General features: G+C 67.5%; 9 protein-coding genes, 3 tRNA genes and 1 pseudogene. 6 read left to right on the top strand and 7 right to left on the bottom strand.

Going from position 1 to position 15231, the window contains the following annotated elements:
* A pseudogene (locus CK625_RS14190) lies at nucleotides 1–199 on the bottom strand (hypothetical protein); the annotation flags it as partial.
* 143 nt (nucleotides 200–342) lie between these two features.
* Here CK625_RS14190 and CK625_RS13400 point away from each other — a divergent pair.
* Complete coding sequence (locus CK625_RS13400) at nucleotides 343–756, top strand: hypothetical protein (protein WP_095540830.1); 414 nt, start codon at nucleotides 343–345, stop codon at nucleotides 754–756.
* 126 nt (nucleotides 757–882) lie between these two features.
* Here the strand turns inward: CK625_RS13400 and CK625_RS13395 are convergent, their stop codons facing one another.
* On the bottom strand, nucleotides 883–3027 hold the full coding sequence (locus tag CK625_RS13395; protein ID WP_095540829.1) for an acetoacetate--CoA ligase: 2145 nt from the start codon (nucleotides 3025–3027) through the stop codon (nucleotides 883–885).
* 200 nt (nucleotides 3028–3227) lie between these two features.
* On the opposite strand from CK625_RS13395, the gene CK625_RS13390 reads away from it, so the two are divergent.
* Nucleotides 3228–4754, top strand: coding sequence for an acetyl-CoA hydrolase/transferase family protein (locus tag CK625_RS13390; RefSeq protein ID WP_095557184.1), 1527 nt, complete (start codon nucleotides 3228–3230; stop codon nucleotides 4752–4754).
* 105 nt (nucleotides 4755–4859) lie between these two features.
* Here the strand turns inward: CK625_RS13390 and CK625_RS13385 are convergent, their stop codons facing one another.
* The 5 genes from CK625_RS13385 to CK625_RS13365 all read right to left on the bottom strand — a co-directional run bounded on the left by CK625_RS13385 (nucleotide 4860) and on the right by CK625_RS13365 (nucleotide 14478).
* Entirely contained in the window at nucleotides 4860–6632 is a 1773-nt protein-coding gene (locus tag CK625_RS13385; protein ID WP_095540827.1) for a tannase/feruloyl esterase family alpha/beta hydrolase, read from the bottom strand.
* Nucleotides 6633–6806: 174 nt separating this feature from the next.
* On the bottom strand, nucleotides 6807–7130 hold the full coding sequence (locus tag CK625_RS13380; RefSeq protein ID WP_095540826.1) for a DUF3579 domain-containing protein: 324 nt from the start codon (nucleotides 7128–7130) through the stop codon (nucleotides 6807–6809).
* A 165-nt stretch (nucleotides 7131–7295) separates the two neighbouring features.
* Nucleotides 7296–7820 (bottom strand): LPS assembly lipoprotein LptE, encoded by a 525-nt coding sequence (gene lptE, locus CK625_RS13375; protein ID WP_095540825.1) that lies wholly within the window; start codon nucleotides 7818–7820, stop codon nucleotides 7296–7298.
* Nucleotides 7821–7871: 51 nt separating this feature from the next.
* A complete protein-coding gene (leuS, locus tag CK625_RS13370) occupies nucleotides 7872–10616 on the bottom strand; it encodes a leucine--tRNA ligase (protein WP_095540824.1) in 2745 nt (914 codons plus the stop codon).
* 226 nt (nucleotides 10617–10842) lie between these two features.
* The gene (locus CK625_RS13365) at nucleotides 10843–14478 is read right to left on the bottom strand and encodes a hybrid sensor histidine kinase/response regulator (protein WP_095540823.1); all 3636 of its coding nucleotides are present in this window, start codon (nucleotides 14476–14478) and stop codon (nucleotides 10843–10845) included.
* Between the two features lie 215 nt (nucleotides 14479–14693).
* Here CK625_RS13365 and CK625_RS13360 point away from each other — a divergent pair.
* The 4 genes from CK625_RS13360 to CK625_RS13345 form a co-directional block, all read left to right on the top strand.
* Nucleotides 14694–14779: transfer RNA gene (locus CK625_RS13360), tRNA-Tyr, on the top strand.
* 43 nt (nucleotides 14780–14822) lie between these two features.
* Nucleotides 14823–14896 (top strand) — tRNA-Gly (locus CK625_RS13355).
* Nucleotides 14897–14965: 69 nt separating this feature from the next.
* Nucleotides 14966–15040, top strand: a tRNA-Thr gene (locus tag CK625_RS13350).
* 66 nt (nucleotides 15041–15106) lie between these two features.
* Nucleotides 15107–15231, top strand: a 125-nt coding sequence (locus tag CK625_RS13345; protein WP_229427325.1) for a GTP-binding protein, incomplete at its 3' end; no start/stop codon positions are given.

Raw genomic sequence — 15231 nt, 5'->3', positions numbered from 1 at the left:
CGGGCGCCAGCCGGGAGATACGCTTGCCGCCTTGCTGCCGACTGCTGCGCTCACCTTCTTTCTCGAAGCGAGCACGCACGCGATATATCCACATGCGGCTGACTTCATAACGACGGGCAATGGCGCTCTCCGCGCTCTCCGCGCTCCAGCGCTGCCAGCACTCGGTCTCGCAAGTCTTGCGAATAGGCGCGCATCTCATGCTCCGGCTGGTAGAAAACCCTATTATGTAACCTTATCAATCAAAGTTTCTCTAATAAATCCGGACCTTGTTTGCTGTTTACGTCAGTTCAACAGAGAAAGGGCCTATAAAGTCATCTTGATGTCAGTGCATCTGGATCCACCATGTTCAATCTTTTCGCCCTTTTGTACGACCCATCGGATCGCATCGACAATGACTCGCTCATGCGTGAGCTGAGGCAGAAATTTCCTTGGATTGGGGAATATGCCGTTTCTACCGAGCAGTTGAGCTTTCCGGAGGTGACGTTGGTGGTGCTGGAAAAAGAAGGCTGGCGGGTGGAGTTTGAAATCCGCGAGCAGGACTCGATGACGCTCAGCCTGCAGGCGCTGCAGAAAATCCTGAAGAAGAAAACTGCCCTGCCCGAGAACTTTCTCTCCTACAACAAGGAGCTGGCCATTGGTTTTGGCGATGATCCGGATCGCCGGTTTACCGATGAGATCATCCAGATCGGTGAATTCGTGCGCGAGAACTATCCGGGCGTGGTGATTTATGACCAGTACAACGAAGACGTTTGGTGATGACGCCATGCGCCAATAAGAAAGCCCAGCTTTGATCGAAGCTGGGCTTTTGCTTGGGCGGCATCGGCTTTGCTGATCGCATTGCCTTGCGCCGCGGCGCCATAGGGCTGCTGCTCTGGCGTGGCTTCAAGCCTGTGGCGGCTGCTGTGCGGCCTGGGCCTGGCAATGCTGTTGGGCGTAGGCCAGGTACCAGTCCAGGCATTCCGGGTTGGCCATGGCTTCGCGGTGGATGACTTTTTCGGCCGGCTGGCCCAGCAGCAGTTTTTTGATGGGCAATTCCTGCTTTTTGCCGCTGAGGGTGCGCGGCACTTGCGCCACTTGCACGATGGCGTCGGGCACGAAGCGCGGCGAGAGGGCCTGGCGGATGGCTTGGGCGATGCGCTGGCGCAGCGCGTCGTCCAGCTCCAGGCCGGGGCGCAGCACGACGAACAGCGGCATGTGGCTGGGCCGGCCCAGGTATTCGAGGTCGACGACCAGCGAGTCCAGCACTTCGGGCAGGGCTTCGACGGCGCTGTAGAGCTCGCTGGTGCCCATGCGCAGGCCGTGGCGGTTGATGGTGGCGTCGGAGCGGCCGTAGATGACGCAGCTGCCATCGGCGCCGATGCTGATCCAGTCGCCGTGGCGCCAGACGGCGCCGGCCTGTGGCGGCAGGTCACCGCCGTGGGGGTTGCGGCCTTTGCCGGCGGGGTAGGTATCGAAGTAGCTGTGGTGGTAGCGGCTGCCGTCGGCGTCGTTGTACAGGTACAGCGGCATGGAGGGGATGGGCTGGGTGCAGACCAGCTCGCCAACCTGGTCGATGACGGCCTGGCCGGCTTCGTCCCAGGCCTGCACGGCCGCGCCCAGCATGCGGCATTGCAGCCGGCCTGGGGTTTGCGGCAGGTCGCGGTGGCTGCCCAGGAAGGCGCCGGCAAAGTCGGTGCCGCCGGAGACGTTGCACCACCAGATGCCCTGGCCGCTCTCGCCGGCCACGCCGGCCTCGCGCATGAAGGCGCTGCCCCAGTTCTGCACCTCCTCGCTCAGTGGCGAGCCGGTGCTGCCCAGGGCGCGGATGCGGCGCAGGTCGCCGCATTGCTGCGGCCGCAGGCCGGCCTTGGCGCACAGGCCGTAGAAGGCTGCGCCAACGCCGAAGAAGGTGACCTGGTGGCGCGCGGCAAAGCGCCAGAGCACGCCCATGTCCGGCTGCTCGCGCGGGCCGCTGGGGCTGCCGTCGTAGATCACCAATGTGGTGCCGCGCAGCAGCCCGGCGACCTGGGCGTTCCACATCACCCAGCCGGTGGAGCTGTACCAGTGGTAGCGCTCGCCAAAGCTGTTGGGCGCGTAGCTGCAGCCCAGGTCGTTGTGCAGTGCGCCCAGTTGCAGCTGCACCAGCATCATGCCGCCGTGGCCGTGCACGATGGGTTTGGGCAGGCCGGTGGTGCCGCTGGAGTAGACGATCCACAGCGGGTGGTCGAAGGGCAGCCAGCGCGGCGCAAAGTCGTGCACGGCCGCATCGTCGCGCGCGGTGAGCTCGGCGAAGTTGGCATAGCCCGCCCATTGCACGTCGGCATCGAGGTTGCCCACGACGATGGCGTGGCGCACGCTGGGCAGTGCGGCGCGCAGCTGCTCGCTGATCTGCCTGCGTTCGAGCTGTTTGCCGCCGTAGACCACGCCGTCCACGGTCAGCAGCAGCACGGGCTCGATCTGCCGAAAGCGGTCCAGCACGGCGTTGACGCCCATGTCCGGCGCGCACACGCTCCAGACGGCGCCGATGCTGGCCGTGGCCATGAAGGCGACGATGGTTTGCGCGATGTTGGGCAGGTAGGCGGCCACGCGCTCGCCCGGCTGCACGCCCAGCGCCTGCATGTGCAGCGCCAGCGCCGCCACCTGGCGGCGCAGCTCGGGCCAGCTCAGCGTGGTGACCTGGCCCAGCTCGTTGTCGGCAATGATGGCCGGCAGGCCGGCGGCGTGGGCCGGCTGCACGTGGCGCAGCATCTGCTGCACCATGTTGACCTGCGCGCCTTCGAACCAGCGCGCGCCGGGCATGACGTTCTCGGCCAGCACCCGCTGGTGCGGCGTGGGCGATTGCACGTCGAAGTAGTCCCAGATGCTTTGCCAGAAGGCTTCGAGCTCGCTGGTGGACCAGCGCCACAGCGCGTCGTAGTCGTCAAAGTGCAGGCCGTGGCGCTGCGCCAGCCAGGCCTGGTAGCGGCGCAGCTCGGGCACGTAGGGCGCGGTGTTGGGGGTGGTATCGGGGGCGGCAGTGGGTGTGGAAGAGGGGGCGGTATGGCTCATGGCCGCGCAGCGTAGCGGCTGTGGCGCGGCGCGGCCGTCGCCAACGCGATCGCTCTCGGCGGCGTGAACAGGGCTTATAAATCAGGGTTTTCACCCATGGGCGGCGCATCCCTGTCGCCAGCCCTGTTCATGATGTTTTGATGGAGAACCCCGTGCCAGCCTTTGATCGCATCCAATGTCCCGCCTTGCACAGCAAGATCATGTCGGCCCAGCAGGCCGCCGAGCTGATTCCCGAAGGGGCCAACGTGGGCATGAGCGGCTTTACCGGCTCGGGCGCGCCCAAGGCCGTGCCGCTGGCGCTGGCCGAGCGCATCGAGCGACTCTACGCCCAGGGCAAGAACTTCAAGATCGACCTGTGGACCGGCGCTTCCACGGCGCCGGAGATCGATGGCGCGCTGGCCAAGGTCAACGGCATCCACACGCGCCTGCCCTACCAGTCCGACCCGATCGGGCGCAAGCGCATCAACGAGGGCAGCATTCAGTACATCGACATGCACCTCTCGCACGTGGCGCAGTACGTCTGGTTTGGCTTCTTTGGCAAGCTCGACGTGGCGGTGATCGAGGTCGCCGGCATCCTGCCCGATGGCCGGCTGATCCCTTCGACCTCGGTGGGCAACAACAAGACCTGGCTGGATCTGGCCGATCTGGTCATCCTGGAAGTCAACGAATACCAGCCGCTGGCGCTGGCGGGCATGCACGACATCTACTACGGCACCCAGGTGCCGCCCAACCGCGTGCCCATCCCGCTGCTGCACCCGCAGGACCGCATCGGCGAGCAATACCTGCGCTGCGACCCGAACAAGGTCATTGCCGTGGTGCCGACCAACAAGTCCGACCGCAGCTCGGCCTTCAAGCCCGCCGATGCGGCCTCGCAGCAGATTGCCGGGCATTTGATCGAGTTCTTCAAGCATGAGGTCAAGCTCGGCCGCCTGCCCAAGAACCTGCTGCCGCTGCAATCGGGCGTGGGCAACATCGCCAATGCCGTGCTGGCTGGCCTGAACGACGGCCCGTTCGAGCAGCTGACGGCCTACACCGAGGTGCTGCAGGACGGCATGCTGCACATGCTGCGCTCGGGCAAGCTGGTGCACGCCTCGGCCACGGCGCTGTCGCTCAGCCCCGAGGGCGAGCGCGAGTTCGTCGACCACATCGACTTCTACCGCGACAAGATCGTGCTGCGCCCGCAGGAGATGAGCAACCACCCCGAGCTGATCCGCCGCCTGGGCGTGATTGCCATGAACGCCATGATCGAGGCCGACATCTACGGCAACGTCAACTCCACGCACGTTTATGGCTCGTCGATCATGAACGGCATCGGCGGCTCGGGCGACTTTGCGCGCAATGCCTATCTGTCGATCTTCATGGCCAACGCCACGGCCAAGGGCGGCGAGCTCTCGTGCATCGTGCCAGCCGTCTCGCACGTGGACCACACCGAGCACGACGTGCAAATCCTGGTGACCGAGCGCGGCCTGGCCGACCTGCGCGGCCTCTCGCCCAAGGAGCGCGCCCAGGCCATCATCGGCCACTGCGCCGCGCCCGATTACCAGCCGCTGCTGCAGGACTACTTCGATCGCGCGCTGCATGGCAGCGTCGGCAAGCACACGCCGATGCTGCTGGACGAGGCGCTGTCCTGGCACGCGCGCGCCAGCCGCACCGGCAGCATGAAGCCGGCCCAGGCCGGGCAGGCGCCCCAGGCCGCGCAGGCAGACCAGGCCACCGAGCCGGCCTGATGGATGGCCTGATGGATGGCTGGTGTGGCCTGGCCGCAGGCCCCGGCCCCCGGCCCTTTCTGGCCCGGCCCGCTTGACCGGGCGCTACCGGGCACTGCCGGGCGCTTACTGCGTCACGCAGGCAAAGCTCTCGGCGCGGTCTGCATCGCCCTGGCCCTTGTAGCGCGGCCAGCTGGGGTAATCGCACAGCGGGCGGGTGCGGCCGGGTTTGCCCACCGTGTCGGTGATGACCTCGGCGCTGGGGGCCTGGCCCTGGGTGACCCAGCGGTCCAGCGCGCCCAGCGCATCCCAGCTGGCATTGAAGGTGGCGCTGGCCGCATGGCCGTAGCCGGGCACCTCGTAGTAGCGCGCAAAGCGCCGCACGGTCTCGGCGCCCATGGTGCTTTGCAGGCGCTGGTAGTACTGCGCCGTGGCGCGGGTGCTGACCAGCACGTCGGCGCTGCCGTGGGCCATGAGCAGCTTGCCGCCCTTGCGCTCGAAGGCGCCCAGGTCGGTGCTGTTGACATCCTGCAGCCGCATCAGCGCATTGATGCGATCGGCCCAGGGGCCGGGGGCTTGCGGATCCAGCGAGAGGGAGTCGAAACCGGCATCGCGCGTGACGAAGTGGCGCACCCACTGATCCCAGAACACCGCCCAGTACGGCGCCGTCAGCGGCGCGGGGCTGGCCGGCGGCGTGGTGTTCATGGCCAGCAGATTGACCACCGGCTGCACCGGGCTGCTGCCCTCCTCGCCCAGCTCCGAGCCCCAGATGTTGAAGCCCGGGTACTGGGTCTCGCCGCTGCCTTGCGGGGTGGCAAAGGCGGCAAAGGAGATCGGGCTGTCGTAGACCTTCAGCGCGGCGATCATGGCATCCGAGAGGCAATCATCGCCCTCGTTGCCGCCCGAGGCGCAGCGCAGCGGCTGGCCCTGGTACTGCGCCGTGGTCGGGTCGAAGGCCGCATTGCAGGCCGCCACGTGGCTGATGATGCCGTCCTTCAGACCGTCGAGCTCGTCGCACTGGGCCAGGGCCGCCAGGCGCAGGCGCTTGCGCTGCGCCAGGCTGGGGTAGGCATCGGGCTGGGCAAAGGCGCGGCTGATGCGGCCGAATTGCAAATCCAGGCTGGCCGCATTCCAGGCCGGGTACCAGGCCACGACGCCGTCCCAGTCGGCCGGCCACTTCTGCGCCACGGCCAGGGCCTCGCGCCCGCCGGTGGAGCCGCCGATGAAATAGCGCTGCGTGGGCGCGCGGCCATAAAAGCCGGTGAGCAGCGCATTGGCCGTGTCGCTGACCTTCTTCAGCGCCGCGTAGGAGAAGTTCTCCAGCGCCGCATCGTTGACGCCGAAGCTGCCGTCGCGGCTGCCAGCGGCGTTGGCGCGGTGGCCCGAGTCGCTGGCAAACACCGCATAGCCCTGGTTCAGCAGCGGGAACGGGCCCCGGTCGGCGGGCGCGGCCGAGTAGCTGTGCAGATTCGGGATCGAGCCGTTGTAACCGCCGCCGCCGAGCATCACGACCTTGCCATTCCAGGCCTTGGGCAGCAGCAGCGCCATGTGGATGGCCGGGTCGCCGGCCCGCGCCGCCGCAATGTGCACGCTGGCCTGCACGGCCGCGGGCGGCTGCACGCCGCGCACCGGGGCCGGCGCATCCACGGCCACCACCTGCGCGCCTGAGGTGGGCAGGCCAATCTGCGCGGCGGGCACGCTGGCGCTGGCGAGCTGTTGCACGGCGCGCTCGAAGTCAAAGGCGGCGGGCGGTTGCCGGCCATCGTCGTCATTACCGCCGCCGCAGGCGGCCAGGCCCAGGGCTAGCAGCCCGGCCAGCAGGCTGCGTGGCCAGGGCGCGCCAGCGCGAGGCGCAGAAAAGCGGCGGCGCGGCGCACGCCGGGAATGGATGGACGTCATGGGGTGTCTCCTGAGAGCCTGTTCAAAAAGCAAGTGGCACAAAAAAGCGCCCCAGCAAGGCTGGCGCGCGGGCCATTATGGAGACGCCCCAGGCCCGGCCATGCGGTCCGGGGTCTGGGGTTTTCCCGCAGCCGCAGCGGTCGCCGGGGGCGATCGCCAGGGGCCGGGGGCGCTTCAAGGCTTGGCGTCGGGCAGCAGGCAGGCCTCGACCACTTCCAACTCGTTGTCGCGGGCGAAGTTCATCACGAAGCTCCAGGCCATGGGCTCGTGCTCGCGCAAGGCGGTGTTGACGACCACGCAGCGCGTGCCGTCCAGCACCGTGGGCACGCACCAGGGGGAATAGACCAGGTGGCTGCTGCGCGGCGAGCCCGGCGGGCGAAACTGGCTCATGACGCCTGCCAGGCGTTCGGACCAGTCGCTGGGGCGGAAGGTCCGGCCATCCTTGGTTTTCCCCAGGATGAAGATTTCTCGTGCAGAAGGCGTCGCGTCGCTGGACATGGAGAGGGCGTGCGGGGCAGTGCGCTGGCGGCAGTCTGGATCCGCAGGCGGGTTGGGAGACAAGGCGGCGATTCTACTGACTCCGGCCTAGCCCGGCAGGGCCCGCCGCCCAAGGCCCCAGGCTGGCGGGTGCAGGCGCTTGAACAGGCGCTTTGATCAGGGCGCTCAGTGCGCCAGCCGGCGCACGATTTGCGCCACCAGCTCGGTCTGCATGTCCTTGAACAGCAGCTCCTGCTCGGCCTCCTTGGACAGGGCCTGGGATTCGTCGTAGCTCAGCTCGCGCGTTTGCAGCAGCTCCACGACTTGGGCGCCCTGGGCCGCTGCGCTGGCCTGCAGGCCGTCGCCATCGCGCAGGCGGTAGAGCACGCGCAGCCGCAGCTGCATTTCGCGCACGGCGCCGGCCGAGGTCTGGCTGACGACGGCGCGCTCGTGCTGCTCTTGCAGCAGCTCGAACACCCGCTCGGCCAGGGCCGGGTCGCTGGGCGTGCGCAGCACGGTCAGGCCCGCGCCTTCGAGCGTGCGCTGCAGCTGGCGCGCCAGCGGCGAGGCCTCGGGCGCCTGCAGGAACACGGACTTGAAGGGGTACTTGGCCGAGCCGCGCAGCGCAAAGCCGCAGCCGCCCAGGCTGGCGGCGGCGGTGGCGCTGGCCGCAGCGGCGGCGCTCAGGGTCAGGAATCGGCGGCGTTGCATGGGGGCTCCTCGGGGGGGCGTGGGGATGGGGGCGTATGGGCGCTGGCCGCATCACACCACGACGTTCACCAGCTTCTTGGGCACGACGATGATCTTCTTGGGCGCAGCGCCCGCGGCCTGGCGTGCAAAGGCCTCGCTGGCCAGCGCGGCGGCTTCGATGGCGGCCTTGTCGGCGCTGGCGGGCACGGTGATGCTGCCGCGCAGCTTGCCATTGATTTGCAGCATGTATTCGATCTCGTCCTGCTCCAGCGCGGCGGCATCGGCCTTGGGCCAGGGGGCGTCGAGCAAGTCGCCCATGACGGCGGCGTAGCCCAGCGCCTGCCACAGCGCGTGGGCGATGTGCGGCGTGGCGGGGTAGAGCGCGCGCAGCAGGATGCCGAAGCTCTCGGCCAGCGCCATGTCGTCGGCGGCTGCGCCCTCGCCGCTGGCATCGCCCTTGAAGGCTTCCAGCGCATTGAGCATCTTCATCGCGCCGGAGACGACGGTGTTGTACTGCATGCGCTGGTAGTCGAAATCGACCTGCCCGAGCACGCTGTGGATTTCGTGGCGCAGGGCCTTGGCGGCCTTGCCGAAGTGGGCCTGCGGCGCGCCGTGTGCGGCCCCTTTGGCGGGCAGGGCGGCGATGGCGGCCGTCACGCCCGCCATGCCGTGCAGCTTGAAGCCGAAGTTCCACACCCGGCGCAGGAAGCGGTAGCTGCCCTCGACGGCGGAATCGTTCCACTCCAACGTCAGCTCGGGCGGGGCGGTGAACATGGTGTACAGGCGCGCGGTGTCGGCGCCGTACTGGGTGATGAGGTCTTGCGGATCGACGCCGTTGTTTTTGGACTTGCTCATGGTGCCCACGCCTTCGTAGTCGATGGGCGTGCCGGCGGGCAACGGGCCGTCGGCGCTTTCCACGGCGGTTTTCAGCTTGGAGCCGATGACCTTGCCGGCGTCGTCCAGCACATGCTCCACGTCCTTGGGCCAGAAGTATTCCTTGGCGCCCTTGGCGGTGCGGCGGCTGTAGATGTGGTTGAGCACCATGCCCTGCGTGAGCAGGCGGGTGAAGGGCTCGTCGATTTTCACCAGACCCAGGTCGCGCATCACCTTGGTCCAGAAGCGCGCGTACAGCAGGTGCAGGATGGCGTGCTCAATGCCGCCGATGTACTGGTCCATCGGCATCCAGTGCTGCGTGCCTTCGGCCACCATGTGCTCGGCATTGTGCGGGTCGCAGTAGCGCATGAAGTACCACGAGCTGTCCACGAAGGTGTCCATCGTGTCCGTTTCGCGCCGCGCGGTTGCGCCGCATTGGGGGCAGTTCACGCCCGCATGGAAAGCCTCGCTTTTCACCAGCGGGTTGCCGCTGCCATCGGGTACCAGGTCTTCGGGCAGGCGCACGGGCAGGTCTTGCTCGGGCACGGGCTGCGGGCCGCAGTGCTCGCAGTGGATGATTGGGATGGGTGTGCCCCAGTAGCGCTGGCGGCTGATGCCCCAGTCGCGCAGGCGCCAGGTGGTTTTTTTCTCGCCCAGGCCGACGCCATTGTGTTGTTTCGCGGCCAGCTCGGCGGCCACGGTGTTCACGGCGGTGGCGTAGTTCATGCCGTCCAGATGGCCGGAGTTCACGCACACGCCATGTTCCTTGTCGCCATACCACTCTTGCCACTGGCTGGCGTCGTAGGCGGCATCGCCCACTTGCACCACTTGCTGGATGGGCAGGCCGTATTTCTGCGCAAAGGCAAAGTCGCGCTCGTCGTGGCCGGGCACGCCCATCACAGCGCCGTCGCCATAGCTCATCAGCACGTAATTGCCCACCCACACGGGCAGGGCCGCGCCGGTGAGCGGGTGTGTCACCGTCAGGCCCGTGTCCATGCCTTCTTTTTCCTTCAGGGCCAGCTCGGCCTCGGTCGTGCCGCCTTGCTGGCATTTTTCGATGAAGGCGGCCAGCGCGGCATTGCCTTGCGCGGCGTGCGCGGCCAGCGGGTGCTCGGGCGCGACGGCGCAGAAGGTCACGCCCATGATGGTGTCGGCGCGGGTGGTGAAGACGTACATGCGGCCATCGCCAATCAGCGCGCCGCTGTTGTCTTTGACGTTGTGCGTGAAGGCAAAGCGCAGGCCCTCGCTCTTGCCGATCCAGTTTTCTTGCATCAGGCGCACGCGGTCGGGCCAGCCGGTGAGCGTGGCCTTGGGGTTGTCCATTTGCACGTGGTCGAGCAGCTCTTGCGCGTAGTCGGTGATCTTGAGGTAGTAGCCGGGGATCTCGCGCTTTTCCACCAGCGCGCCGGTGCGCCAGCCGCGCCCGTCAATCACCTGCTCGTTGGCCAGCACGGTCTGGTCTACGGGGTCCCAGTTCACCACCTGGGTCTTGCGGTAGGCGATGCCCTTTTCCAGCATCTTCAAAAACAGCCACTGGTTCCAGCGGTAGTAATCGGGGTCGCAGGTGGCGATCTCGCGGCTCCAGTCAATCGCCAGGCCCATGGCCTGCATCTGGCCTTTCATGTAGGCGATGTTGTCGTAGGTCCACTTCGCGGGCGGCACCTTGTTCTTGAGCGCAGCGTTCTCGGCCGGCAGACCAAACGCATCCCAGCCCATGGGCATGAGCACGTTGTGGCCCTGCATGCGCAAGCTGCGCGTGAGCATGTCGTTGATGGTGTAGTTGCGCACATGGCCCATGTGCAGCTTGCCGCTGGGGTAGGGCAGCATGGAGCAGGCGTAGTACTTGGGTTTGCCCGCGTCTTCGGTGACGCGATAGGCATCTTGTGCGCGCCAGTGGGCCTGCGCGGCGGCTTCGACCGCCGCGGGATCGTATTTTTCTTGCATGGGAATGGACTGGGAAAAAGCAGCGCGCCCCGCTTGAGGGGCGCATCCGCCGCACACCGCCGGGCGCATGGATTGGGTGCGCGTGCCGGGCATGGGGCGATGTCGTGGCAACGCGCCATTTTATCGGCGCTGCACATGGCCCCGGCCGGCTGCGCCTTGCCGGCCATCGCGCCTGGGGCGGGTGTGGTGCGCGGGCGATTTTGCCGGTGGCGTGCAGCCGGGGCGCTCACCCGGCATCGCAGCCGGCCTGCATGGCCGCCTGCAACGCGGCCTGGCCTTTGGCAAAGGTCTGGGCCAGGGCGGCGGCGCAGCCGCTGGGCAATGAGGGCGCGGGTTGCTTGAGGGCTTCGTCCAGCGCGCTGGCCTGCTGGCCCAGCGCCTGCAGGCCGAAGGAGCCGGCCGTGCCGCTGAGCTTGTGGGTCGCGGCGCGGGCCTGGGCCCAGTCTTGCTGCTGCACGGCGTGGTCGAACTGCTCGATGAGCTGCGCGGTCTGGCGCAGGAATTGCTCGGCCAGGCCTTGCGCGCGCGCTGGGCCCAGGGCCTGGCACAGCTCATGCCAGACGGAGGGCAGAAATGCGGGCGGAATGGGGGCCGCTGGCGGCGATGGCGGCAGTTGCGTCGGTGGTTGCGGTTGCGGTTGCGGTGGCTGAGGCGGTGGCGCTGTGGGCGCAGCAGGGGGCGCGGGCGGCGGCAGCGCCGCGGGCGCGGTGCTGGCGTCGATGTGCGCGCGGCGGGTTGTGTCGGCGCCGTCGCTGGCGGGCAGGATGTCCCAGCGCTCCAGCATGTGCCACAGCCGCTCTTCGACCAGGGGCTTTTCGATGAAATCGTTCATGCCGCTGGCCAGCGCGGCCTTGCGCTCCTGGGTGCCGTGGTAGGCCGAGAGGGCGAAGATGGGGGTGCGCTTGCCCTGGGGCAGCTCGCGTATGGCGCGCGCGGCGCTGTAGCCGTCCATGGTGGGCATTTGCAAGTCCATCAGCACGGCGTGGTAGGGCAGGGGGTTTTGGGCGATGGCCTGCACGGCGGCCTGGCCGTTGTCGGCCAGGTCCACGGCAATGGGGATGCGCACATGGCTTTGCAGGAAGGCCTGGGCGATGTCGCGGTTCAGGGCGTTGTCGTCCACCACCAGGATGCGCAGCGGCGCGGGCTCTTCGCTGCCGTGCTGGGCATCGGCAGCGGCGGTGGCCGGGCCCTGCCTGGCCAGCGCTGGGGCGGCGCGGCCCGGGCTGGGCGCAGCAGTGGCCGCTGTCGGCTGCGGGCGCGCCGGCGGCGGGGCCTCCGCAGCGGCGGTGGGCTCGACGAATTGCTGGATGCCCGGGCGCGGCTTGGGGCTGGGCGTGGGCAGCGGCGGCAGTGTGGAGGCCTTTTCCCAGACGGCCTTGTAGAGCACGGCGGCGCTCAGCGGCTTGTGGATGATGCGGGCAATGCCCAGCGTCTCCAGCGGGGCGGGCAGCTCGCCAAAGTCCTTGGGCGCGGCCAGCCAGATTTTGCCCAGCTGCGGCCGCCAGTTGCTGGCCTGCTTGAGCAGGGTGAATGCGTCGCCGTCGATCAGGCGCGCGGCGATGATGCTCAGGTCGAAAGAGGGGGCTGCCGGGCCGCCGGGCCCGCCCGATTGCAGGGCGCCCAGCGCCTGCGCCCCCGAGCCGAACGCCAACACCTCGCAATCGAAATGGTGGCGCAGCACGTTGCAGAGCACCTCGCGCGCGTGCTGGTGGCTCTCCAGCACCAGCACGCGCTGGCCGTGCAGCCAGGTGTGCTGGCGCTGGGCCTGTTCGCGCTCGTCCACGCGCTCGAGGTTCTTGAGCACCTGGGCGCTGAACCAGAACATGCTGCCCGAGCCAGGATGGCTGTGCAGGCCGGTCTGCCCGCCCAGCAGCTGCGCCAGCTGGTTGGAGATGGCCAGCCCCAGCCCGGTGCCGCCGTAGCGGCGGGTGATGGAGGCATCGGCCTGGCGGAAGGCCTGAAACAGGTTCTGCTGCTCTTCCTGGGCGATGCCGATGCCGGTGTCGTGCACCTCGAACATCAGCGTCAGCGAGTGCGAATCCTGGTTGGCCAGCTGCTTGACGCGGATGGAGACCTCCCCCGCGGGCGTGAACTTGATGGCGTTGGCCACGAAGTTGATGAGGATCTGGCGGATGCGGTAGGGGTCGCCGATGAGCTGGTCGGTCAGCGTATGCGGGATGTCGACCCAGAACTCCAGGCCCTTTTCCGCCGCGCGCTGCGCCAGCAGATCGGCCACATCGGCCACCAGCCGCTGCAGCGAGAAGGGGGTTTGCTCGATGGTGAGCTGCCCGCTCTCGATCTTGGACAGATCCAGCGCGTCGTTGATGATGCCCAGCAGGTGCTGGCCCGCGCTGAGCACCTGCTCCAGGCGCTCGCGCTGCGCGGCATCCAGACGGCCCTTGAGGGTCAGCTGCGTCATGCCCAGGATGCCGTTGAGCGGGGTGCGGATTTCGTGGCTCATCACCGCCAGCATGTGCGCCTTGCTCTCGGCCATGTGCTCGGCCTCGTGGCGCGCCTGCGCCAGCGCGCGCTCCTGCGCCATGTGCTCGGTCACGTCCAGCCAGACCCCGTTGACCCAGCGCGAGCCGTTGGCCTGCAAGGTCGTGTTGGCCAGGGTGCGCACCCATTGCTCGTCGTCGAACAGGCTGATGCGCGTGTCGTAGGAGAAGGCATCGGCCGCCTGGGGCTGGCGCATGATGCGCGCGCCCAGGCTGCGCGTCAGCGCCAGGGGCACGGCCTGGTCGCTGGTGGGCAGCGCGTGCTCGGCGGCCAGCGCAAGCTCGTCCAGCCCCTCTTGCTCGTGCTCGCCGCTGCGCGGGCCGAAAAAAGTGGCGGCCTTGGGGCTGACGAAATGGCAGATGCGGGTGCCATCGGGCAGGTACTCGTACTGAAAAATCACGCCCGGGATGGTCTTGGCCAGCTCCAGCAGTTGCTGCGACACGCGCATGCCCATGGTCTGGTGCGCCACCTCCTGGGCCAGCCGGTCGCTTTCGGTGAGCAGCCGCAAGACGGTGCGCAGCGCAGGGCGCAGCTGCGGGGCGATGTCCTTCAGCAGCGCGGGGCTGATCTGCCTGGCCTGCTCGTAGTGCTGCTCGGCGTAGGTATCGAGCAATTGCTTCAGGGCCGCGCCGGGGCGGCGCAAGTGGCGGTGGATGAACCAGGCCAGCCAGGCGACGAAGAGCGCGGCGCACAGCAGGTTGAGCTGGCGCCAGATGTCCAGATAGCGGCTGGTCTTGGTCAGCGCATGGGTGGAGATGTCGCGCAAATCCTGGTTGAGCATGATCTGCGCGGTGCGCAAATCACTGCCGATGGCCATGGCCTGCTGCTGCAGGTCGTAGAGCGTATCCAGGGCCGTGTGGCCGCTGGTGGGGGCATCGGCGGCCTGGGCCGCGACCCAGGCCTTGGCCAGCGCGTGGCTGGCCAGCGCGCGCTGCTGGCTTTGCGTCAGCAAGGGCTGGGTCGTCGAGGCCTCGGGCAGCAGGCGCAGCAAATCCTCCAGCGCCCAGACCAGCTCATTGCTGTAGTACGGCAGCGGCGTGGCCGTTGGCGGGGGCGGCATGGCCGGCGGCGCATCGATGATCGAGTGAACCGGCTGCGTCTGGCGCAGCAGCTCGGCGTTCAGATCCCGCGCGTGCTGCAGCTGCTCGAGCGCCTGGCGCAGCTGCCAGTTCTGCTGCGCTGCGGCATGCTGCTGGCGATCCAGGTGCTGAAACAAAACCGCCGTCAGGGCCGCCGCCGTGCCCAGCGCCAATGCCACACCCAGCACCAGCCTGCGCGCAGGCGAATGCAGGCGCGGCGATTTGCCGGCCGCGTCAACGGTGGGGCCAGCAGGCGGCGAAGAGGGCCTGGGGGTGGAGGTCATGGCAAAGCGAGCGTGATGAACAGGACAGGCTCTGAAAGAAATCCTTTTTTTGGCGGGCGCCGCCTGGGTGGCGGCAGCCCGCCATCGTAAAGGAAGGCCCGCGCACCTTGCCGCGTGGCATGCATCTGCGGATTCGGGCGGCCTGCTTTGTTGCGCATGGGCGGGCGCAGAAAAATTTTTGCCGGCAGGGATTTTGTGCTATAGTGCGCCGTTTCGGAGGGATGGCCGAGTGGTTAAAGGCAGCAGACTGTAAATCTGCCCTCTTACGAGTACGCTGGTTCGAATCCAGCTCCCTCCACCAGCAGGCTTCTTGCTTGGATTGGTGCTTCGAGAATTTGGGCTGTGCGGGAGTAGTTCAATGGTAGAACCCCAGCCTTCCAAGCTGATGACGCGGGTTCGATTCCCGTCTCCCGCTCCAAGATGCGCGCCGGTTGAGGCAAGCGTTTTGGTCAATGTCGCCAAGCCCTGGTTGTATTGATTTCAAAGTGCCCATGTGGCTCAGTGGTAGAGCACTCCCTTGGTAAGGGAGAGGTCGCGGGTCCGATTCCCGCCATGGGCACCATTCGCCGCTTGCAGTGGCGGTTTGTTGTTTCGTCTTTGGTAATTCATTTCTTTCGAGGTTTGAGAAATGGCAAAAGGTAAGTTTGAGCGCACCAAGCCCCACGTGAACGTGGGCACGATTGGTCACGTGGACCATGGCAAGACGACGCTGACCGCAGCGATCGCCACCGTGCTGTCCAAGAAGTTCGGCGG

Source organism: Vandammella animalimorsus (genome assembly GCF_002285265.1).
In the GTDB taxonomy this organism is placed as follows: domain Bacteria; phylum Pseudomonadota; class Gammaproteobacteria; order Burkholderiales; family Burkholderiaceae_C; genus Lampropedia.
Note: the sequence above shows the minus strand (reverse complement) of the source record. Positions and strands in the feature narration are given on the sequence as shown.

Coding starts and splice junctions, on each gene's coding strand:
- CK625_RS13400 (WP_095540830.1), top strand. CDS start 343: ATGTTCAATCTTTTCGCCCTTTTGTACGACCCATCGGATCGCATCGAC.
- CK625_RS13395 (WP_095540829.1), bottom strand. CDS start 3,027: ATGAGCCATACCGCCCCCTCTTCCACACCCACTGCCGCCCCCGATACC.
- CK625_RS13390 (WP_095557184.1), top strand. CDS start 3,228: ATGTCGGCCCAGCAGGCCGCCGAGCTGATTCCCGAAGGGGCCAACGTG.
- CK625_RS13385 (WP_095540827.1), bottom strand. CDS start 6,632: ATGACGTCCATCCATTCCCGGCGTGCGCCGCGCCGCCGCTTTTCTGCG.
- CK625_RS13380 (WP_095540826.1), bottom strand. CDS start 7,130: ATGTCCAGCGACGCGACGCCTTCTGCACGAGAAATCTTCATCCTGGGG.
- lptE (WP_095540825.1), bottom strand. CDS start 7,820: ATGCAACGCCGCCGATTCCTGACCCTGAGCGCCGCCGCTGCGGCCAGC.
- leuS (WP_095540824.1), bottom strand. CDS start 10,616: ATGCAAGAAAAATACGATCCCGCGGCGGTCGAAGCCGCCGCGCAGGCC.
- CK625_RS13365 (WP_095540823.1), bottom strand. CDS start 14,478: ATGACCTCCACCCCCAGGCCCTCTTCGCCGCCTGCTGGCCCCACCGTT.